12 protein-coding genes are annotated in these 22,770 nt (G+C 35.8%); 11 read left to right on the top strand and 1 reads right to left on the bottom strand.

The genetic code is table 11. The features are described from left to right. Positions 1–166 precede the first annotated feature (166 nt). From A8B35_RS06985 to bglX, 7 genes are all read left to right on the top strand, one after another. Complete coding sequence (locus tag A8B35_RS06985) at positions 167–889, top strand: NUDIX hydrolase (RefSeq protein WP_068471905.1); 723 nt, start codon at positions 167–169, stop codon at positions 887–889. A 4-nt stretch (positions 890–893) separates the two neighbouring features. Next, on the top strand, positions 894–2,525 hold the full coding sequence (locus A8B35_RS06980) for an MFS transporter (protein ID WP_068471903.1): 1,632 nt from the start codon (positions 894–896) through the stop codon (positions 2,523–2,525). Between the two features lie 11 nt (positions 2,526–2,536). Then, positions 2,537–4,969, top strand: coding sequence for a GH36-type glycosyl hydrolase domain-containing protein (locus A8B35_RS06975; RefSeq protein WP_068471901.1), 2,433 nt, complete (start codon positions 2,537–2,539; stop codon positions 4,967–4,969). A gap of 80 nt (positions 4,970–5,049) precedes the next feature. Beyond that, the gene (locus A8B35_RS06970; protein WP_068471899.1) at positions 5,050–6,780 is read left to right on the top strand and encodes a glycoside hydrolase family 9 protein; all 1,731 of its coding nucleotides are present in this window, start codon (positions 5,050–5,052) and stop codon (positions 6,778–6,780) included. Positions 6,781–6,896: 116 nt separating this feature from the next. Next, positions 6,897–10,007, top strand: a complete 3,111-nt coding sequence (locus A8B35_RS06965; protein ID WP_083634355.1) for a SusC/RagA family TonB-linked outer membrane protein — start codon at positions 6,897–6,899, stop codon at positions 10,005–10,007. 19 nt (positions 10,008–10,026) lie between these two features. Continuing rightward, positions 10,027–11,547: a RagB/SusD family nutrient uptake outer membrane protein gene (locus tag A8B35_RS06960; protein WP_068471957.1), complete on the top strand. Its 1,521-nt coding sequence runs from the start codon at positions 10,027–10,029 to the stop codon at positions 11,545–11,547. Positions 11,548–11,657: 110 nt separating this feature from the next. Next, the gene (gene bglX / locus A8B35_RS06955; protein WP_068471897.1) at positions 11,658–13,931 is read left to right on the top strand and encodes a beta-glucosidase BglX; all 2,274 of its coding nucleotides are present in this window, start codon (positions 11,658–11,660) and stop codon (positions 13,929–13,931) included. A gap of 51 nt (positions 13,932–13,982) precedes the next feature. Here the strand turns inward: bglX and A8B35_RS06950 are convergent, their stop codons facing one another. Beyond that, positions 13,983–15,575, bottom strand: a complete 1,593-nt coding sequence (locus A8B35_RS06950) for a PAS domain-containing protein (RefSeq protein ID WP_068471895.1) — start codon at positions 15,573–15,575, stop codon at positions 13,983–13,985. Between the two features lie 377 nt (positions 15,576–15,952). Between A8B35_RS06950 and A8B35_RS06945 the strand changes: the two genes are divergently transcribed. From A8B35_RS06945 to A8B35_RS06930, 4 genes are all read left to right on the top strand, one after another. Further along, complete coding sequence (locus A8B35_RS06945) at positions 15,953–17,074, top strand: aldose epimerase family protein (RefSeq protein WP_083634353.1); 1,122 nt, start codon at positions 15,953–15,955, stop codon at positions 17,072–17,074. Positions 17,075–17,115: 41 nt separating this feature from the next. Then, a complete protein-coding gene (locus tag A8B35_RS06940) occupies positions 17,116–17,823 on the top strand; it encodes an HAD family hydrolase (protein WP_068471893.1) in 708 nt (235 codons plus the stop codon). A gap of 437 nt (positions 17,824–18,260) precedes the next feature. Next, positions 18,261–19,238: a FecR family protein gene (locus A8B35_RS06935; protein WP_068471891.1), complete on the top strand. Its 978-nt coding sequence runs from the start codon at positions 18,261–18,263 to the stop codon at positions 19,236–19,238. Between the two features lie 136 nt (positions 19,239–19,374). Continuing rightward, positions 19,375–22,761, top strand: coding sequence for a TonB-dependent receptor (locus A8B35_RS06930; protein ID WP_068471889.1), 3,387 nt, complete (start codon positions 19,375–19,377; stop codon positions 22,759–22,761). Positions 22,762–22,770: the final 9 nt, after the last annotated feature.

The raw sequence follows: 22,770 nt of genomic DNA, 5'->3' as shown, positions 1-22,770 counted from the left end.
AAGTGTAAAAACAACACTAAGTTATTGTAACACTAATTAACAATATTGTTAAAAAATTTGGAGCATTATTTATTTTCTCATACATTAGCTCAAAATATAGTAAGTGTTCTAATCACACAAAGGTATTTCATCTAGCACTTATTTGTTTATTTTGAATTGAAATAGTATGGAATTAAATAATTATATATCTGTAGATTGTGTAATATTTGGCTTCGACGGGGAGAGGTTGAAAGTGTTGCTTGTTGATCGTACACTAAGTGAAGGTAGTACTTCTTTTACAGATTTAACACTGACAGGGAATCATGTATATGAAAATGAACCTTTAGATGCCGCAGCAGATAGAGTTTTGTTTGAATTAACAGGTTTAACTAATATTTATTTAGAGCAGTTTAAAACATTTGCCCATCCCGATAGATTAACAAAAGAAAATGATATTAAGTGGCTTCAACATGATGGTAGAGATCCTTTTCAAAGAATTGTTTCTGTTGGATATTTTGCCTTGTTAGCTACAGATCAGGTTACATTAGAATGGAAGGGGCGTAACGTTCAGTGGGTTCCGGTTGATGAAGTTGGAGAGTTGGCTTTTGATCATAATCTTATTTTAGAGAGTGCTTTATTATCCTTACGTAATAAGATAATCCATGAACCAATTGGTTTTGAGTTATTACCACAGAAATTCACCCTGTCTCAAGTACAAAAAGTTTACGAAATAATATTAGATACGGAGTTTGATAAAAGAAACTTCAGAAAGAAAGTAGCTCGTATGAAATATCTAATTCCTTTAGATGAGAAGCAAAAAGGAGTGGCGCATAAGCCTGCACAGTTGTACATGTTTAGTCGCGATGTATACGGAAATACGAAGAAGGATCTACTAAACTTTATAGTATAAGATAATGGCAGACAAAATAAATACAAATAAGATTTCTATTAGAGAGAAGATAGGTTACGCCTTAGGCGATGGTGCAGCTAACATAGCTTGGCGCGGTGTTTCTACCTTCTTGTTGTTCTTTTATACTGATGTATTTGGCTTAACAGCTGCAGCCGCGGGACTATTGTTATTGGTAGCTCGTTTTAGTGATGGCATTAGTGACGTTGCCATGGGAATCATAGGAGACAGAACAAAATCGAAATACGGTAAATTTCGTCCTTGGGTATTATGGACAGCCATACCTTTGGCCGGAATCTTATCGCTATTATTTACTACTCCTAATATAGGAATGACTGGCAAAATAATATACGCATATACCACTTACATATTATTTACTCTAATTTATACTGCAAATAATATCCCTTACGGAGCTTTAATGGCTGTGATGACAGGCGATAATAAAGAGCGCACCAGTTTAGGTTCTTACAGAATGGTAGGTGCTTTTGGTGGAGGTATGATTGTACAGGGAGCTTTACTGTTTTTGGTAGCTTACTTTGGTAATGTTAATCCTACAATTGATATTGATAAAATTAGCGATGAAAAATACCAGGTCAGTGTATCATCACCTCAGGATGTTGAAAATGCGAATATAAAGACTAAAGATGGCGTAGCTACATTTGTGTGGGAAAGTGCTGAAAGTGGTATTAAAAATGAGCCTTCACCATATATAAGCTTTTCAATGGATGCTGATAAGCCATATAGTTTTATTGTAAGTGGTGAGTCAGATTTATCCTCGGAAAAAATTACTCTAATAAATCAAAAGAAAGGATACAGTTATTCTATCTATGTTTTATCGGCGTTTTTAGCGTTGTTTATGTTTATAACCTTTGCCAGTACGCGTGAAAGGGTATCCCCTCCGAAAACACAGAAGTCAAATTTAAAACGCGATTTAAGCGATTTAATTAAAAATAAGCCATGGTTGGTTTTGCTAGCCGTTGGTTTACTATGGACTATCTATAATTCAATTAAACAAGGAATGGTGATGTATTATTTCACCCTTTATTTAAACGATCAGTTACTGGCAGCTTCGTTTCTAGTGGGTTTAATGATTGCGTCAATCGCAGGCGCAGTAGCAACAGCTCCTTTAGGAAAGTTGTTAGGTAAAAGGCGATTGTTTATTTACGCCTTACTATTCTCAGGTGGAGTAAATGCCTTGTTTGCTTTTTGTGGACCGCAAGATATTGGTGCCATTTTTACAATTGGTATTGTGTCTGAATTTGGAGCAGCAATATTCCCAACCCTATTTTTTACCATGTTAGGTGATGCAGCGGATTATTCTGAATTTAAAAATGGGAGAAGGGCAACAGGGCTCATATATTCAGCAGGCTCTTTTGTTACCAAATTTGGAGGTGGACTTGCCGCAGCTATAATTGGTGCAGTGTTAGCAGCTTTCCATTACGATGGTATGGACTCGAGTACCATACAAGGAGCCTTGCCCGCTATAAAAATGTTAATGAGTTGGGTGCCTGCTTTAGTAGCTCTTGTAGCAGCAATTGTAATGGTTATATACCCATTAACACAAACTAAAATGAATGAGATTACGCTTGAATTAGAGGAAAGACGAAATAAAGAACTAGAAACAAGTAATATAGGCTAATAGTATTAATTATGAGATACGGATATTTTGATGATGAGGCGAGAGAATATGTTGTTGATACGCCATTAACACCATTCCCATGGATCAATTATTTAGGAAATAAAGATTTTTTCGGATTGGTTTCAAATACAGCAGGTGGTTATGCATTTTACAAAGACGCCAAATTCAGACGTTTAACTCGATACAGATACAATAATGTACCAATGGATAATGGTGGTCGTTACTATTATATCAATGATAATGACACTATCTGGAATCCTGGTTTTAAACCAACTCAAACAGAGTTAGATTCTTACGAATGCAGACATGGATTGAGTTATTCGCGCTTTATCTCTGAAAAGAATGGATTATCGTCTAACTTACTTTGTTTCATTCCACAAGATTATTGGGGAGAGGTTCATTTGTTAAAATTGAAGAATGAAACGGATAAACCAAAAACGGTTAAGCTGTTTTCATTTATGGAGTGGTGTCTTTGGAATGCCGAAGATGATATGGCCAACTTTCAGCGTAATTTTTCTACCGGAGAAGTGGAAGTTGAAGGATCAGCAATTTACCATAAAACGGAATATAAAGAGCGTAGAGATCATTTTGCTTTCTTTTCATCAAACCGCAAAATTGATGGTTTTGATACCGATAGAGAAACTTTTATTGGTATGCATAATGGTTTTCATAATCCGCAGGTTGTAAAAGCCGGAAAAGCTACTAACAGTGAAGCACACGGATGGTCTCCGATAGCTTCACATTATATAGAAGTAGAACTAGCTCCTGGACAAGAAGAAGAGTTTGTTTTTATTCTTGGTTATGTAGAGAATGAAGCTGATAATAAGTGGGAATCAAAAGGTGTAATTAACAAAGAAAAAGCACTTGCCATGCAAGAGCAGTTTAATACGCCTGGAAAGGTAATGGCTGCTTTTGATGAGCTGAAGGATTATTGGACAGGATTATTGGATAATATTCAGATTGATAGTGATGAGGAGCCATTGAATAGAATGGTGAATATTTGGAATCAGTACCAATGTATGGTAACCTTTAATATGTCGCGAAGCGCAAGTTTCTTCGAAAGTGGTATTGGTAGAGGTATGGGATTCCGCGATTCTAATCAAGATTTGATTGGTTTTGTACATCAAATTCCTGAAAAGGCAAAAGAAAGAATTTTAGATATTGCAGCTACTCAATTTGAAGATGGTGGATGTTATCACCAATATCAACCTTTAACAAAAAAAGGGAATCACGCTTTAGGCGGAGACTTTAACGATGATCCACTTTGGTTAATACTTTCGGTTACGGAGTATATTAAAGAAACAGGCGATTTTAGCATTTTAGATGAGCAAGTGCCGTTTGATAATGATGAAAGCAAAGCGCAATCTTTATTACATCACCTTAAGGTTTCATTTTACCATGTAGTGAATAATTTAGGACCGCATAACTTACCATTAATTGGTCGTGCTGATTGGAATGATTGCTTAAATCTGAATTGTTTTTCTACAGATCCCAATGAATCGTTTCAAACCACGGGTAATAAAAAAGGAAAAACAGCTGAGTCACTTATGATTGCCGGACTATTCGTAGTGTATGGTAAGGAATATGTTGAGCTATGCAATAGAATTGGTAACACAGAAGAAGCTGCGGCTGCACAAGCAGAGGTAGCCAATATGGAGACTGCCATAAAAGAGCATGGATGGGATGGAGATTGGTATCTACGTGCTTACGATTATTATGGTAAAAAAGTAGGCTCAAACGAAAACGAAGAAGGTAAAATATTTATTGAATCGCAAGGTTGGTGTAGTATGGCCGGAGTAGGACTTGAAGAAGGCATGGTTGAAAAGGCCTTGGATAGTGTTAAAGAGCGATTAGATACACCATATGGTATAGTACTGAATAATCCGGCTTTTACAAAATATGTAATTGAATATGGTGAGATTTCAACTTACCCACCAGGATATAAGGAGAATGCAGGTATTTTCTGTCATAATAACCCTTGGGTAATTATTGGTGAAACAATGATAGGCCGTGGAGACCAGGCTTGGGATTATTTTAAAAAGATATGCCCAGCTTATCTTGAGGATATTAGCGAGCTACATAAAGTTGAGCCTTATGTGTATTGTCAAATGATTGCAGGTAAAGATGCCTTTAAACCAGGCGAAGGTAAAAATAGCTGGTTGTCGGGTACTGCAGCATGGAATTTTTATACCATAACTCAATATATACTAGGTATAAGAACCTCATATGATGGCCTTGAAATTGATCCATGTATTCCGAGCGATTGGAAAGGATTTAAAGTAAAAAGAAAGTATAGAGGAGCAAACTATCATATTGAAGTTGTAAATCCTAATAAAGTATCAAAAGGCGTAAAGACTATTTCGGTGAATGGTCAGGTGCTAGATAATAATATCATCCCTGTTCAGTCAAGTGGAGACTATCAGGTGGTTGTTACAATGGGCTAAAACGTTAGCTAAAATTCAGAAAGAGTGAGCAAACGTGCTCCTCTTTCTTCCTAAGTTACCCGCTAAGGAATACCTAATACATGAATAATCTATTTCTTATAATATCTATGACAATTAAAACTACATTAATTCTGATATTAAGCTTATTAGTACTCGCATGTTCTGATAATGGTAAAACCAGCTCTTTAAATGCAAAAGAGTTGTTATACAATCAGTATGCGTATCAAACCAATACACCTAAAAAAGCACTTTTAAGAGGTTCTGGTCAGTACTTTAATTTAAAAGATGCTCAGGGAAATGTGGTGCATAAAGGCAGAATATGGGAAGCCTCATATTGGCCCTTATCTGGCGATTCAGTTTCTTTAATCGACTTTACAGCTTTAAATACAGAAGGGTATTATTGTTTGTATGTTGATGACCAGATTATATGTGATTCAATAAATATCTCTAATAATGCTTATACTGAAGTTGCTAAAGCAAGTTTAAAAGCATTCTATTATAATAGAACAGCCATGCCGCTTACCCAAGAGTATGCTGGTAAATGGGCAAGAGAAGCAGGGCATCCAGATACGAAAGTATATATCCATCGATCAGCAGCAAGTAAAGAATACCCTGAAGGAAGTGAAGTTTCATCAAGTGGAGGCTGGTACGATGCTGGGGATTACAATAAGTATATTGTAAATAGTAGTATTACATCATATACTTTATTGAAAGCGTATGATCTAGCACCTAAGTACCATTCAAATCTTAACGTGAATATTCCTGAATCAGGTGGCGAATTGCCCGATATTCTTGCAGAAACGCTTTATAACCTAAAGTGGATGCAAACAATGCAAGATGATAATGATGGAGGAGTGTATCATAAACTAACCTCAAAAAAGTTTGAAGACTTCGTTATGCCGCATGAAGCTATTAAAAAACGATACTTAGTTCAAAAAAGCACGTCGGCAGCTCTTGATTTTACTGCAACTATGTGCGCTGCACAAAGAGTTTACCAAGACTTTGAAACCACAAAATCATTAAGTAAAACCATGCTCAGTCAAGCTAAAGAAGCTTGGAGTTGGGCAATGAAAAATCCATCTGTGTTTTATGATCAACCATCTGATATTTCTACAGGAGCTTATTCAGATACCAGTTTGGTTGATGAGTGGTTTTGGGCAGCTTCAGAATTATACCTGAGTACAGGCGATAAAATGTACTTAAAGTATATTGATGAGAATGAGGAACTATTGAATATTCCCAAATGGGATGTGGTAAACACCTTGGGTATTATTTCTTTAATTACCTCTCAAGCAGCAAACGAATTTACTCACTTAAGTGAGCTCTTTATATCTTACGTTGATAATTTAATCATTCTGCAAGAGAATACGCCATATATAGTAGGCTTAGATAAATTTGAATGGGGAAGTAACTCGGATGTGGCTAATCAGGCTATGTTAAAGTCAGTAGCTTATCATATTACCAAAAATAATAGGTATCTTAATTCTGCAAACGAAGATTACAATTACATTATGGGTAGGAATGCAACATCTTATTGTTTCGTTAGTGGTTTCGGAAAGAAATCACCTCAATATATACATCACCGTCCATCTGCTGCAGATAATATAAAGGAACCAATACCAGGTTTCTTAATTGGTGGACCTAATACAATTGTTTTAGATGACTGTGGCTCAGAAGTTAAAAGATCTCACTTTCCAGCACTATCGTATATCGATATGGAATGTAGTTATTCAACAAATGAAATTGCAATTAATTGGAACGCGCCATTGGTGCTTACAACCTCAATATTAGATGCCTATGAAATAGAGTAAAAGAGAGAAAAGTAGAACCTGAAAATAATTTCGCACATTATAATCAGGTTCATTTATAATTATCAAAATCCAATTTATAAGGAAACATGGAATTGAAAAATTAAAGTTACAAAACTATGAAAAAAAGCAACTCAACTACTATTAGTAGTTTGTTAACAAAACGTAAAGAAGTAACGATATCATCAAAGTTACTTAAATCGGCAATGGTTTTATTGTTGATGTGTTTAAACTTCTCACTGGTAATGGCGCAAACACAAAGCGTTTCCGGTACAATTACAGATGCTTCAGGAGAAGCATTACCTGGCGTAAATGTTGTTATTAAAGGAACAACAGTTGGAACAGTTACAAATATTGATGGGAAGTATTCCATTCAAGCTATGTCTAGCGATGTTCTAGTATTTAGTTTTATAGGATTTAACGAGCAAGAGGTGCCTGTAGGGGACCAAACAACCATTAATCCTACTTTAACTGCAGATACACAGGATGTAGATGAGGTTGTGGTTGTTGGTTATGGAGTGCAGAAAAAGAGTCTTGTAACTGGAGCCATCGCTGGTATTGAGTCTAAAGAATTAGAGAATATTTCTTGGACGAATGCAGAGAGTGCATTACAAGGTAGAACACCTGGTGTTGTTATTGTACCACAGTCAGGTTCTCCTGGTGCAGGTATGAATATGAAAATTCGCGGTGCAGGTACAAATGGCAATTCTAACCCACTTTATATTGTTGATGGTATTAGGATGTCTGATATTTCGTCAATCGCTCCTAGTGATATCGCATCTATGGAAGTGCTTAAAGATGGTGCTTCATCTGCTATTTATGGTGCAGAAGGTGGTAATGGAGTAGTAATGATTACTACAAAACAAGGTAAAGCAGGCGAAGGAAAAGTAACCTACGATTTTAGTTATGGTATCCAAAGTGTTGGTAACTTACCAAGTTTATTAAATGCAGGAGAATATCAACAATATCAAAGTGAAAGAGGTTATGATGTAGTAACAAGTGATCATGATACGGATTGGTTAGATGAAATTTTCACAACAGCGCCTATTCAATCTCACAATGTTTCATTTTCAGGAGGTACGCAAAAGTCAAAATATTTTACTTCTATTAGTTATATCAACCAAGAAGGTATAATAGGTGAAGATAAGTCAGGTTTTGAGCGTTTTACTGCTAGGTTAAATGCTGATCAAGAAATTAAGAGTTGGTTAAAAGTTGGTGTCAATGCAACTTATGCTCGTTCAAAAAGAAAAATATTGAATGAAGATGATGAATTTGGAGGAATTATTTCTTCAGCATTACTCTTAGACCCTTATACTGCAACTACACTTCCTGTAGGTAGTGAAAATGCATTTATGCAAGAGAAATTGGCAGAGGGACAACCATTAAGAAAGGATGCTAACGGAGATTATTACGCTATATCTGAGAATGTAAGAGGCGAAATGATTAATCCATTCTTACAAATGGATATAGCACAAGAAGAGAGAGTTACGGATCGTTTGATAGGGGCTATAACTATGGAAGTTGACCTTACTAAAGATCTAAAATTTACTTCTCGTCCAGGTTTAGATTTAAAAATAACTAACACCGAAAATTGGACTCCGACTTATTACTATTCTACTGAAAGAAACAATTCAACCCTTGCAACATCAGATAATTATGATTTGTTTTATCAATGGCAATGGGAGAATTTCTTAAACTACAATAAATCTTGGGGAGATCATAGTTTCTCGGGTGTACTTGGTATGTCTGCTCAAATGAGTGTTGATAAGTATGTTACAACAAATACGTCAGGTATGCCTCGTGAAGGAAAACAGTATGCTCAGCATGATTATACTAGTTCTGTTCAAGGATTAACAAATGGAAATGCTTTCCAAAATAAGTTAGTATCTTATTTTGGTAGAGCTTCATATAGCTACAAAGGAAAATATATGGCAACAGCTACCCTAAGAAATGATTTAACATCAACAACTAACGTACCTATTGACGGAATTGGTGGTGTCTTTCCATCATTTTCAGCAGGATGGACGTTCTCGGAAGAAGATTTCTTTAATGTGGATTTTATTTCGAGTGGTAAATTACGTGCCAGTTGGGGACAAAATGGTAGTATAAACTCTATTATTAGTCGAGCACGTGATCAAGGTCAATTCTTATATTCTTCTTCACTAACATCTTCAGGATTAAGATACCCTATTGATTCAAATGGTGGATTTATAACTGTAGTTGAGCCAGGAAGAACAGCAAACCCAGATTTGACTTGGGAAACAAGTGAACAAACTAATATTGGTTTAGACTTAAGAATGTTAGATAGTAAGTTGACTTTCTCAGTTGACTATTTCTCTAAAGAAACAAAAGATTTATTAATGTTTGCACAACCTCCCGCTGCAACTTCTGGAACATATCCATCGATGACTAATGCCGGTGATGTTAAAAACTCAGGTGTTGAATTAAGCTTAGGTTGGAAAGACTACAGTGGAGACTTTAAGTATGGAATAAATGGAAACTTTGCAACCCTTAAAAACGAAGTTACCAGACTTAATGTTGTTTCTCCTCGTTTAGATGGTACTTCTATTGGTACTGGATCATGGCCAGGCGCAACAGCTTTTGAAGTAGGAGAACCAATTTGGTACTATAGAGGATATGAAACAAATGGAATTGATGCCGCTAGTGGTAACCCTATTTATGTTGACGCTGATGGTAATGATACGCTAGAACCTGTAGATGCTGATAGAAAAAACATTGGAAGTCCACATCCTACATATACTTACGGTTTATCTCTCTTTGCAGAATATAAAGGTTTTGATTTTAATGTGTTAGGCCAAGGTCAAGGGGGTAATCAAGTTATTTATGGTTGGATTCGTACTGACCGTTTAACATCTAATATGCCTAAGAGCTTCTATGATGATAGATGGACAGCTAGTAATACTAACGCTTCTATGCCAAAGGCTGGTGCAGATAGTAAAATGTTTGCAAGTGACTTGATGGTACAGGATGCTGATTTCTTTAGACTTAAACAAATTCAATTAGGTTATAACTTACCTGCAGGTTTATTAGAGACACTAAAGCTTGGTTCTGTAAGAGTTTATGTATCCTTAGATGACTATTTTACCTTCACAAAGTATGATGGTATGGACCCTGAAGCTGGTAGCGAGCAGTTTGATCGTCAAGGTGTTGATAGAGGAGTATATCCTACACCTCGTAAGGTAATGTTTGGCTTAAATGTATCGTTCTAATCTTGAAAAAAATAAAGCAATGAAGAAAAATATATATAAATTATTCGCAATTCTCCTTGTGCTGGTTTCTACATCATGCTCAAAGGATTGGCTTGAAATACCTGAAGAGGGATTAATTCCGCAAGAAGATTTCTATAAAACTGATGAAGATAACTTGCAAGCATTAGCAGCAGTTTATGATATGATTCAGGTTGTAAATGCGCAAGATTGGGTTAGTCTTTATCACATAAAAACTGTTTTATCTGACGAAGCAAGAGCAGGTGGTTCTGATGATGGCGATCAACCTGAATACCATGATCTTGATGATTTGAAACATACACCTAATAATACAAAGATTAGTGACCTGTGGGGGCGTTTATATTTTGGTATATACAGAGCTAACATAGTTATTAAAAATGTGGGTGAGGCTCCAAATTCAGCTGTAGTAAAGGCTGAAGCCTATGCTTTGAGGGCTTATTTATATTTTGAATTGGTGAACCTATTTGATGAAGTACCTTTAGTTTTAACAGAACTTTTACCATCAGAATACTTTATGGAAGCAAGTAGTGTTGAGGCTATTTATGCCCAGATAGAAGCAGATTTAACCATGGCTATTGCAGACTTGCCAGAAAAAGGAGATCAAGATCCATGGCGTATTGCAAAAGGATTTGCTAACGCAATGATGGGGAAAGCATTAATATTTCAAGAGAAATATTCAGAGGCAGTTCCTTATTTAGAAGCTGTTAAAGGTTATGCCTTAGAATCTGATTTTTCAGAAGTTCTTAAGAAATCAACAGAATACGGTACAGAGTCTTTATTTGAGATAGGGTATTCTACTTTCGAAGGTTGGAACTGGGGTAACTACAATATATGGGGCGATGGAAGAGCACAAGAAAATAATATTCACTGGATATTATGTGGTCCTCGTGATACACACTGGAGTGCTGCCGATGGTGGTGATATTGCCATTGAAATGTTTGCAGGTTGGGGAGCTTTACCTCCAACACGAAAAATGTATGATGCTTTTGATGTGAATGACCCTCGAAGAAAAGGAACAGTATTAGATAATGATGAGTTAGCAGCTCCTGAATATAATGTTAGTTTAAAGGATGCTGATGGAGGATATCAACATGAGGGAGCAGGTGTTCTTCGACTAAAATATGGAACTTGGAATGATGAAGGTGGTTTAGGAGATGGTGATGAACCAGGTCTTAATATGGGCACAAACCTTCGAATTATGCGTTATGCTGAAGTAATTCTATTATTAGCTGAAGCTTATGTGCAAACAGGTGGCGATGCGGCAGGAGAAATTCAAAAACTACATAATAGAGTTGGAATGACTGATCCTGTTGGGACAGTTGATATGACTGTTATCGAAAAAGAAAGAATTGCTGAATTATCATACGAAGGACATCGTTTTTACGATTTAATTCGCTGGGGTAAAGGCAGTGAGTTAGATCGTGAAGGAGTTACTTTTACAGAGAAGTATAGTAAACTACCTATTCCACAAACAGAGTTGGATGCAAATCCTAACTTAGTGCAGAACAAATATTGGAGATAATCAGTATTGATAGAACAAAGTCAAAAATTCTAAAGCTGCCCTAAGTGGCAGCTTTAGTTGTTTATTAAGCTTTGTTTAAGCTAAACTATTTATTATCAAATAAGTAAAATATGAAAACAATTATAATAACGGTATTTATTGGTTTGTTTATTTTTTCTTCATGTTCAATTACTACTAATGGTATGACTGAAGAAGATAAATTTATAGAAGATTTATTGGCCAGAATGAATCTGCAAGAAAAGATAGGCCAATTAAACCAACATACGAGCCAGTGGGAGATGACAGGTCCTGCACCTAATGCTAAAAATACCCAAGATTTATTGGAGGATATTAAAAATGGCAGAGTAGGATCGATGTTAAATGTTGTAGGAGCAGAAGCTACCTTGAATGCACAGAAAATAGCTGTGGAAAACTCAAGGTTAGGTATTCCTTTGATTTTTGGTTATGATGTTATTCACGGACAGAAGACCATGTTTCCAATTCCTTTGGCAGAAGCTGCTTCTTGGAATCCAGACTTGGCAGTGTTGTCATCATCAATAGCAGCGAAGGAAGCTGCTGCAAATGGTTTACATTGGACTTTTGCTCCAATGGTGGATGTTGGAAGAGATGCAAGATGGGGTAGAGTAATGGAAGGCGCTGGTGAGGATGCTTATTTAACAACAGCTTTTTCTTTAGCAAGAGTGCAAGGTTTTCAAGGAGATGATTTAAGTAATGAAAATACCATTGCTGCTTGCGCCAAACACTTTGCAGGCTATGCTTTTTCAGAGTCAGGAAGAGATTATAATGTTGTTGAAATAGGAGGAGAGTCCTTGCATAATGTGGTTCTTCCACCTTTTAAGGCTTTGGCTGAAAGTGGAGTAGCTACTTTTATGAATGCTTTTAATACCATTGATGGTATGCCTGCCACAGCGAGTAGTTACTTGCAACGCGACTTACTTAAGGGTGAGTGGGGATACGATGGATTTGTGGTTTCGGATTGGAATAGCATTGGCGAAATAATGATCCATGGGGCTGCAGCAGATTTAAAAGAGTGCGCATTCCGTGCCATTACAGCCGGATCGGATATGGATATGGAAGCAACAGCTTACATTAAGTATCTTGAAGAACTGGTTATGGAGGGTAAGGTTGATGTTAAACTTATTGATGATGCTGTTCGCAGAATTTTAAGAATTAAGTATCGTTTGGGTTTATTCGAAGATCCTTATAAATATAGTAATATCGATAGAGAAAAGGCCAATATTTACACAGGTGAGCATAAGTCAGCATCCCGTAAAGTAGCACGCGAATCAATGGTATTATTGAAAAATGAAGGCAATTTATTACCCATCACATCAAGTGTAAAATCAATAGCTGTTATTGGCCCGTTGGCGGATGACAACGACAGTCCGCTTGGAAATTGGAGAGCGCAAGCAATACCTAATTCGGCTGTTTCAATGCTATCGGGCATTAAGGCCGCTGCCGATGGTATAAAAATTAATTATGCCGAGGGTTGTAAATTAGCAACTGCAGGACGTGCTTTTCCAACGCATTTAACTATTAATAACACTGATAAATCAGGATTTAGTGCTGCAGTTAATGCTGCAAAAAAATCAGAGCTTGTTTTATTAGCCATAGGTGAAGATGCATTTATGTCGGGCGAAGGTCGTAGCCAAACTGATATAACATTAAGAGGCCTGCAACAAGAGTTATTCGATGCCATTTATAAGGTAAATAAGAATATTGTTGTGGTGTTAATGAACGGTCGTCCTTTGGTTATTCCTGAAATTGCTGAAAAGGCTCCTGCAATTCTTGAAGCATGGCACGGTGGAACTGAGGCTGGTCATGCCATTGCTGATGTTGTTTTTGGAAAGTACAATCCTTCAGGTAAGTTACCAATGACGTTTCCTTTAAATGTGGGGCAAATTCCTATTTATTATAACTATAAAAATACGGGGCGTCCTGATACCGGAAATCCAGAAGATAATTTATGGTCGAGTTATACCGATGCCCCAAATACACCTTTATATCCATTTGGGTTTGGATTAAGTTATACAACTTTTGAATATTCTGATATTAAAGTATCTTCATCAGAAATATCAAAAGGAGAAACGCTTCAAGTATCTGTTAATGTATCCAACACGGGAACTGTTGATGGAGAAGAGGTTGTTCAGCTTTATATATGTGATAAGGCAGCTACGTATGCACGCCCTTTGAAGGAGCTTAAAGGATTTCAGAAAGTTAGTATTAAAGCAGGCGGTACAGAGAATATAACGTTTAAACTAAGTGATAAAGAGCTTGGATATTACTTTCCTAATGGGAAATACGTATTAGAACCAGGCGGTTTTAGAGTTTATGTGGGAGGAAGTTCAGAAGTAAAGCATTCGGTCAATTTTAGCTTGAAATAAGTTCTTCAAAAAAATATTGGATATAAGCCTTGGGGATTACCTCAAGGCTTTTTAAGCTAATGATGGTAGACTAATATAAAATGTAGACCCTTTGCCTAGTTCTGAGTCAAAACCAATAAAACCGTTCATTTTATCAATATAACCTTTGCAAATAGATAGACCTAAGCCGGTTCCTCTATTCGATTCAGGTCTATATCTTCCTTGTCTGAATCGTTGGAATATAGATTTCTTAAACTCCTCAGAAATACCAAGGCCGGTATCTTTAATTTCAATATTAAGCATGCCGCGTACAAGCCTACAATTTATGGTAACACCACCTTTTTGAGTAAACTTAATGGCGTTGCTTATTAAATTACCCAGTATTTGCTGAATTTTAATTTCATCTTGAGCAAAACTAAATTCCTTAGGTACCTTATTATTAAGTGTTAGACTTATATTATTTTGTTCTGCTACCTTAAGATAGAAACTATAACTTGAGTTTATCAAATCGGTAACATTAATATCTTTTATGCGTAATTCAACAAGTCCTGCTTCAATTTTAGAAATGTCTATTATATCATTAACAATGCTTAATAATTGAATACCACTTTCATTTATAATATCAATGTAGCTAACCTTTTCTTCGTCTGTTATTTCCTTTTCTTTTAGTAATTGACTAAAACCAATAATGCCATTCATTGGAGTTCTTATTTCATGGCTCATATTGGCCAAAAAAGCACTTTTTAATCTGTCCGACTCTTCTGCTTTTTCTTTTGCTTTAATTAATTCAATTTGTATATTCTTTATATCAGTAATATCTTCGTAAGTACCAATAATGCCAATTATCTCATTTTTGTGGTTGAGTAGTGGTACCTTGTTTGTTCTTAAAGTACTTATACTACCATCACTTTTTTGCTGAGGTTCTTCGTAATTCAGTTTTCTAATACCTTTTGAAATAACTTCTTTATCATCTGCATAATAGAGTTCTACATCAGACTTAGAAAAAAAATCAGCATCTGTTTTACCAATAATATCAGAAGGATCGTTATAACCCGCATCTCTTGCAAATACTATATTACAACCTAAATAAATAGATTCAGTGTTCTTCCAGAACACCGCAGCAGGTATATGGTTTAATACCGACTGAATCATTCCGTTTATTTGTTTTAACTCTTGTTCATTTTTTGCTAATATATTATTGGTCTCAAATAAGTTTTCAGAGCTTTGTATTAACTCCTCATTAGTAGCAGCTAATTCTTCGTTTTGAGTTTGAATTTCTTCATTTTGTTCCTGAAGGCGTTGTTCATAATTTAGCTGCTCACTTATATCATAAAATATACAAGTAATTTCGTTGCGGTTTGTATATGTGGCTTTTATTGAGAGTGTTATATTTTTGCTAAAAACCGTTGTGATAAATCGAATTGTTGTTTTTGATTGTAGTAATATATTAAAATTATAATGGATAGACTCATAACACTCAGGAGCCAAATCTTTAAAGGAAATATTATAAATATCCTTTTCAGAAAGCCCTAAAATCTTAATTGCAAATTGATTAAGTTGCTTAATTCTAAGGTTAATAGGATCTTTGTTAACTATTGAAAAACAAACATACCCATTATCAAGTAAGTCAATTATATGTTGATTTTCTGGTTTCTCAATAGTCATTTCAATCAATTTATTATTAATGAATCAATCAAGTACGCTCTGTTATCTTAATTTTTTACGTTCAAAGTATTTTTCATCCCCATTAGCTTTATTGGTTTTGGGGGCTACAAATCTTACCATATTAAAACCAATAGCTTACAGAAAGGTTTGCAAACATAATACTATTTTATATTTCCACAATATATTATCCTAATAATTATGTTAGGTTTTATCACAGAAAAAAAAGCAGTAATATTGTTATCTGATTTTTAATTGTAAATAATATCTAATTTAATTAAAGAGATAGTAGAGGTTTACTTATCAACTTAATATTAGTATTTGATGTTGTGTTTTTTATTGTTACGTAAATTTTAATTTATCATAAAATAAGTATTGAAATGAAAATAATTTTAGTATTAGCTGCGCTTATTGCCTTATTAGGATGTGAAAATGGTAGCTATGAAATTCTTAGAGAGGCTGATTTTAAAACTGAGTTGGATGGAAAAAGTATAGAGCTATTCACTCTTAAAAACTCTAAAGGCAGCACCATACAGCTTACTAATTTTGGAGCACGTATTGTTTCAATTTGGATGCCCGATAAGAATGGTAAGTTTGATGATGTAAATACTGGTTTTGCAACTGGTGATGCTTATTTAGAGGCAAATGGCCCTTATTATGGGAATACAGTAGGACGTTATGCCAATAGAATTGCCAAAGGTCAGTTTATATTAGACTCAGTACAATACCAATTACCCATAAATAACGGTGTAAATAGCATACATGGTGGGAGTGAAGGTTTGTTTAAGCAAGTTTGGGATGTTGCCAAAGTAAGCACTACAGAAGTGGTATTTTCATACTTATCGGTTGATGGTGAACAAGGTTATCCTGGAAACTTGCAGCTTTATGTATCCTTCAGTCTTAGTGACGATAATGAATTAATTATAGTCTATAAAGCAAGTACCGATAAAGCTACGCCAATTAACTTATCCAATCATGCCTTCTTTAACCTAGGAGGTGAGGCTAGTGGAACCATACTTGATCATCACTTGTATGTTAATGCCGATTATTATACTCCTCTCGATAGTACACAGATACCTACAGGAGAATTGGATAATGTTGAAGGTACACCTTACAATTTTAAATCATCATTGCCTCTTGGTGCTCGCATAAACGATGATTTTGAACAGTTAAAACTGGGTAATGGTTATGATATAAACTTTGTGCTAAATAAAGATGAGGAATTATTATCGCACGCAGCTATTTTATACGATCCTACTTCAGGCAGAGTAATGGATGTTTATACAACAGAACCAGGCATTCAGCTATATACTGGTAATTTTATGAATGGTTCTGATATGGGTAAGTTTGGCAAGCCACTCAATAAGCGAGAGGGAGTTTGTTTAGAAACACAGCATTATGCTGATAGTCCTAATCAGCCTCAGTTTCCGAATACAATTTTGCAACCAGGCGAAAACTTTAACTCAAAAACTATTTACAGATTTAGTGTAGCTAAGCATTAATATTGTGCTTAGGTTTTTTTAATATGAAGCTATTTAAATAAATGAAAAAGCAATATAAAGTTATAGGTTTTGATGCTGACGATACCTTATGGATTAACGAAACTTACTTTCGTGAGATAGAGGCAGATTTTGCCAAGTTAATGGCAGAATATCTACCCGATGAGCAAGCAATAAACCGTTTATTTGAAATAGAAATTGCCAACCTAAATTTATACGGCTATGGCATTAAGGGTTTTATGCTTTCTATGATAGAAACAGCACATATAATAAGTAATGGAAAATTAAAAGGCGTTCACCTTGAAAATATGCTAACTTTGGGTAAGGAGTTCTTAGATAAGCCCGTTGAGTTATTGCCCAATGTTGAGCAAGTTTTACAGAAACTAAGTGCTAACGGATATAAGTTGATAGTTGCTACCAAAGGTGATTTACTCGATCAGGAACGTAAGTTAATGCGTTCAGGGCTCGAAGAATATTTTCATCATGTTGAAGTGATGAGTGATAAAGGCCTAGTCAATTACCGTAAGTTACTTGCCCATTTAGACATTGAGGCCAATGAATTTTTAATGATTGGGAACTCTTTAAAATCGGATATAATACCACCCTTAGAATTAGGCTGTGATGCCATTCATATTCCTTTTCATACAACATGGATTCATGAGCATGTTGATGACTTAGGTGGTTTAAGTAATAAGTATACTGAGTTAGAAACTATCACTGATCTTTTTACGTATTTAGGTATATCGGGTTAATTAAAGGGAAACTCTTTTGTTCGATTTTTATAAGTGGCTAAACTTGTTTACTTAAAGCTTTGTGAGTTTTGCACCAGTTTCCTTATCGAGCCAAAATATAAAATGGCCAATTAATTATCTCTAAAATGCTTATTATACCAATCATTTGATGATGTTTTTGGTATTAGACCTAGATATTGAACCAATTACATTATTTACTTCAAGCACATTCTATCCTCTTACGTAAGCCTTGCATGTATATTTCAATAAAAAAAAAGATATGTATTGCTTAAAGGAGTATGCCTAATACTTTTTCATTTATAAATATTAGTTATAAGTAGTTGTTTAGATGTATCTTATGTGATTGTTGCAATGTAAAATTAACATTTATTGCTTTTTTTTATAGGGTATTCACATACTTGCGTGTTTAGTATAGGTAACCACAAAAGGAAAGTGAATTGAAAGATTATTTTAAAATATTATCCCGCAAGGCAAACGATGAAGAGCGTAAAGCGTTTTTTACTGAATTGCAAAATAATGAAGAGGCCAAAGAAGAGTTTATTGATGCACAAGCATTATGGACTTTAAGCAATATTCAAACAAAGCAGGCTAGTAAAAAGCATAAGCAAGAAGCATTTAATAAGTTCTGGTCTGCTACACATGGTGCAACTAAACTTAGTTTACAAGCCTTTGTAAAATATGCTGCAGTTTTTGTTTTGGCCATTGGTATAAGTATTCTCTTTCAATATTCCATTGGGCTTTTTAATAAGGCACCTAATTATACTTATCAATCTCAAAAAGGCGGTGTAACAGAATTTACTTTGGCGGATGGCACTAGTATTTGGTTAAACTCCGATTCTAAAATAGAAGTATATGAAAGCAACAAAGAAGTAACAGCCAATCTCGATGGTGAAGCTTTTTTTAATGTAATACACAATCCTGATAGAGCATTTATAGTGAATGCTGGTGGTGTCACTATCGAAGATTTAGGTACTCAGTTTAACGTATCGGCTTATGGCGTGAATAGTTTAGTTAAAACTACATTGCTTGAAGGAAGTATTGATTTATTTGATGTGAATGGACAAGCTATGAAAGCAATTGTACCCGGACAAATTGCTTTTTACCACAAAGCGAAAAATAAAATGTGGATAAAAGAGGCAGACATTGATGCCGTTACTGCTTGGAAGGAGGGCAAGTTTGCTTTCATCGATAAAACCTTGGGTACTATTTGTAGCGAGTTAGAAAAGTGGTACGATGTAGATATACATATTGCCGATAAAGCTTTGGCAAAAACCAAATATAGCTGTATGCTAAAACGACCTACCACAGTAAAGCAAGTACTAGAAATATTTAAGAAAACATCAAATATTAATTTTAAAATAGAAACTACGGCAGAAGGAAAAGAAGAAGTAATTATTATGGCTATAGGTAATTAATATCACTTGGAGGTGATTGAAATTTAAGCCTGTTTTAAACAAAAAGTGCACCGTTGGAGCAGCGCACTTTGTAAAGAAAAATTTTTGAATCCGGTGGCAGCCGGAGTCTATTGTTTAACGTTTACATCACAAATTTATGAAACAAAACTTACATGGCAAGGGTATGTTGCAACTCTTGTCTAAAAAAACTATTCGTGTTATGAAACTATCCTTGTTTCTGATGATAACATTTACTGTAATGGCTTCAGCAAGTTCTTACAGTCAGAATGCTCGACTCAATATCGATGTTGAGGATGCGTCTATTATTCAGGTATTCAGAGAAATTGAAAACTCTAGTGATTTTGGTTTCTTTTTTAAAACCGACGATTTAAATACAAACAAGCGCCATACCATTAAAATGGAGGACGCCACTGTTGATGAAGTGCTTAATAAGGCATTGGAGGGAGAGCAGGTGAATTACCGTATCGAAGACAAAAATGTTTTAATTTTTAGCCAAAACATCCAGGAAGAAACAAAAACCATTACTGGTAAAATTGTTGATGAAACAGGGATGACAGTGCCTGGTGCTTCTGTTGCTATAAAAGGAACAACTACTGGTACTATTACTAATATGGATGGCGTTTATACCTTATCCAATGTAAAGTCATCTGATGTATTGGTATTTTCTTTTGTTGGAATGGCAACACAAGAAGCGGCAGTGGGTAACGAGACTACCATGAATATCACCTTAAAAAGTGATGCCATTGGGTTAGATGAGGTTGTTGCTATTGGTTATGGTACTACTACTAAGCGTAAAGCGGTAGGTGCTATTTCAACCATGAAAGCTGAGCAGTTAGAAAATACACCTTTTATGAATGCGGGTGAGTCTTTACAGGGACAAGTGCCCGGTTTAGTAGTGCAGAACAATGGAGGAGGACCAGGTAGTACACCTTCAATCTCTATACGTGGTGGCGGAAAACCCTTATATGTTATTGATGGAGTAATTACCGAGGAGCAAGATTTTAATGCCATCAACTCTGATGATATCGAAAGTATCTCTTTCTTGAAAGATGCATCGGCAACAGCCGTATTCGGATCTCGTGCAGGTAACGGTATTGTTTTGGTAACTACTAAAAGAGGTGAAGAAGGAAAAATCAATGTAAATTATTCGTACAACCACCAATGGAGCGAGCCTACCATATTACCTGATATGATGAATTCGTATAAGTATGCCATGTTGCAAAACCAAGCAGCTTATTACGATGGCGATGGTGCCAATGCGGTTTATACCGAGGAAGAATTGGATATTATTAAAAATCATAAAGATTTAGATACTTATCCCGATAATAATTGGCCAGAAATGACGCTTAAGAATTTTGCGCCTCAGCAACGCCATAATTTATCTTTAACAGGAGGTGATAAAAGAACCAATTACTTCGTTTCGTTAGGATACATTGATCAAGGAGGTATTTTAAAAGAGGATGTGGTAAACTACGATCGTTTTAATGTGCGTAGTAACATGACTACCAACTTTGATGAAATAGGTTTAGAGGTTGGTGTAAATATCAACGCTAGCATTGAAAACTACGAAGAGCCATCGGCCGGAATGTATTCTATTTGGCGTGCCATAAATCAGAACACCAACCCAATGTATAGGGCTTATAACCTTGATGGAACGCTTGCCGGTGGAGGTAATGGCGATCATCCTTTAGCCATTATTAGTCCTGAGTCTGGTTACAACAGAACGCGCGATAAATTCATAAATGTTCAGGCATTTGCCAATTGGTCTTTACCGTGGGTTAAAGGTTTAAAAGTTGGCGTTATGGGTAATTATAGAGATGGTGATGGTTGGGAGAAAAAATGGTCAGTAAACACACCATTATATATGCCTGATGGATCATTAATGGTACAACCTCCGCCCGAGTTGGCACAAAGTGCTTATTACAAAAAGCGTATGTATGTTGAGTCTAGCGTAAACTACTCTCGCACTTTTGGTAAGCATGGTATCGAAGGAACTTTTGTATACAACCAAACCACCAGTGGTGGTGAAACAATGGAAGCTTCACGAAGAAATTATTTATCGAGCGCTGTCGATCAGCTATTCGCAGGTCCTTTAGATGGACGAGATAATACAGGTAATGAAACTGAAGGAGCCAATGCGGGTTATGTAATTAGAGCTAAATACGATTATAACTACAAGTATATTGCTGAGTTCAGTGGACGTTACGATGGGAACGATAATTTTGCCGAAGACCAACGATGGGGCTTTTTCCCGGCAGCTTCTGTAGCTTGGAATATTTCAGAAGAAGGTTGGATGGATAACCTGGATGACAAGAATATCATCAACTCTTTAAAGTTACGTGCTTCGTATGGTGTAACAGGAGTAACCGAAGGGGTAAATCGTTTTGGGTACATTCCGGTTTATAATCTAGAATCAAGCGCTTATAATATCGATAACACATTAGTTAACGGCTACTCTGAAGGTAATTTGGTGAATCCTGCTGAACTAACTTGGTACGAAAGAACATCGTTAAACTATGGTTTAGATTTCTCAACATTGGGTAATAAGTTAAGTGGTACTGCCGAATATTTTTATTACCGAACTACAGGTTTCTTGCAAAGTCCTAAAAACGTATATACCCAACCTTTAGGTAAAGAGTTGCCACAAATTAAGTCGAATTCAGCACAGCGTAGAGCAGGGTTTGAATTATCCTTACGATATAAAGGAAATGCCGGCGCTTTTAAATACGAGCTAGGTGTTAATTATGCTTATTTTAATCAGTTATGGGAGCAAAAAGATGATGAGGATGAGGCTACCGCAATGAATCCTTATTTAACTGAGGTTAACAGAACCGATTATTGGGGCGACGAAGCCGTATATCAAACCAATGGTTTAACGCAAACGTCGGATGACATTTTAAACAATCCTCGTTTACTAGGATCTACGTCAACACAAGGTGGAGATATGATTTACGAAGACACCAATGGCGATGGTAAAATTGATGAGCAAGATAAACGATTAATTGGCTCACCAAGTATGCCGCGTTCTAATTATGGTATCGACTTTAATTTAGGGTATAAAGGGTGGTTTATGAACGGATTATTCCAAGGTGCTGGCGATAGATACGTAGCCTTTGATAATTTTATGATTGTTGAAGCCAAGCGTCGTACTTACGAATATCAGTTAGATTATTGGACTCCAGATAACCCAAATGCATTATTCCCTCGTGTATCGCAAACCAATAATCCCAATGGCGGAAATAATACCGTTGGCGAAAACCCATCAGATTTTTATTTAAAGAATGCGAAATACTTCCGTCTTAAAAATCTGCAAATCGGATACGATCTTAAAAAAACAGTATTAACTAATGTAAATTGGTTGGCTTCATGCCGAGTATTTGTAAATGGTACCAACTTGCTTACTTGGTCTCCTGTTAAAGAGTATTTCGACCCGGAGCAAAGTTTGTCTGAAAACACAGGAACACAAAGTTACGGTTATCCCGTGCAACGCACTTACTCAGTTGGTATTAATGTAGGATTCTAAAACAAAGAG

It is taken from the genome of Saccharicrinis aurantiacus (assembly GCF_001660705.2).
GTDB lineage: Bacteria > Bacteroidota > Bacteroidia > Bacteroidales > Marinilabiliaceae > Saccharicrinis > Saccharicrinis aurantiacus.
This window is presented reverse-complemented; position numbering and strand designations above follow the sequence as displayed.

What these genes read in the sequence shown, in the direction of transcription:
- A8B35_RS06985 (WP_068471905.1), top strand. Translation starts at nt 167, where the DNA reads ATGGAATTAAATAATTATATATCTGTAGATTGTGTAATATTTGGCTTC.
- A8B35_RS06980 (WP_068471903.1), top strand. Translation starts at nt 894, where the DNA reads ATGGCAGACAAAATAAATACAAATAAGATTTCTATTAGAGAGAAGATA.
- A8B35_RS06975 (WP_068471901.1), top strand. Translation starts at nt 2,537, where the DNA reads ATGAGATACGGATATTTTGATGATGAGGCGAGAGAATATGTTGTTGAT.
- A8B35_RS06970 (WP_068471899.1), top strand. Translation starts at nt 5,050, where the DNA reads ATGAATAATCTATTTCTTATAATATCTATGACAATTAAAACTACATTA.
- A8B35_RS06965 (WP_083634355.1), top strand. Translation starts at nt 6,897, where the DNA reads ATGAAAAAAAGCAACTCAACTACTATTAGTAGTTTGTTAACAAAACGT.
- A8B35_RS06960 (WP_068471957.1), top strand. Translation starts at nt 10,027, where the DNA reads ATGAAGAAAAATATATATAAATTATTCGCAATTCTCCTTGTGCTGGTT.
- bglX (WP_068471897.1), top strand. Translation starts at nt 11,658, where the DNA reads ATGAAAACAATTATAATAACGGTATTTATTGGTTTGTTTATTTTTTCT.
- A8B35_RS06950 (WP_068471895.1), bottom strand. Translation starts at nt 15,575, where the DNA reads ATGACTATTGAGAAACCAGAAAATCAACATATAATTGACTTACTTGAT.
- A8B35_RS06945 (WP_083634353.1), top strand. Translation starts at nt 15,953, where the DNA reads ATGAAAATAATTTTAGTATTAGCTGCGCTTATTGCCTTATTAGGATGT.
- A8B35_RS06940 (WP_068471893.1), top strand. Translation starts at nt 17,116, where the DNA reads ATGAAAAAGCAATATAAAGTTATAGGTTTTGATGCTGACGATACCTTA.
- A8B35_RS06930 (WP_068471889.1), top strand. Translation starts at nt 19,375, where the DNA reads ATGAAACAAAACTTACATGGCAAGGGTATGTTGCAACTCTTGTCTAAA.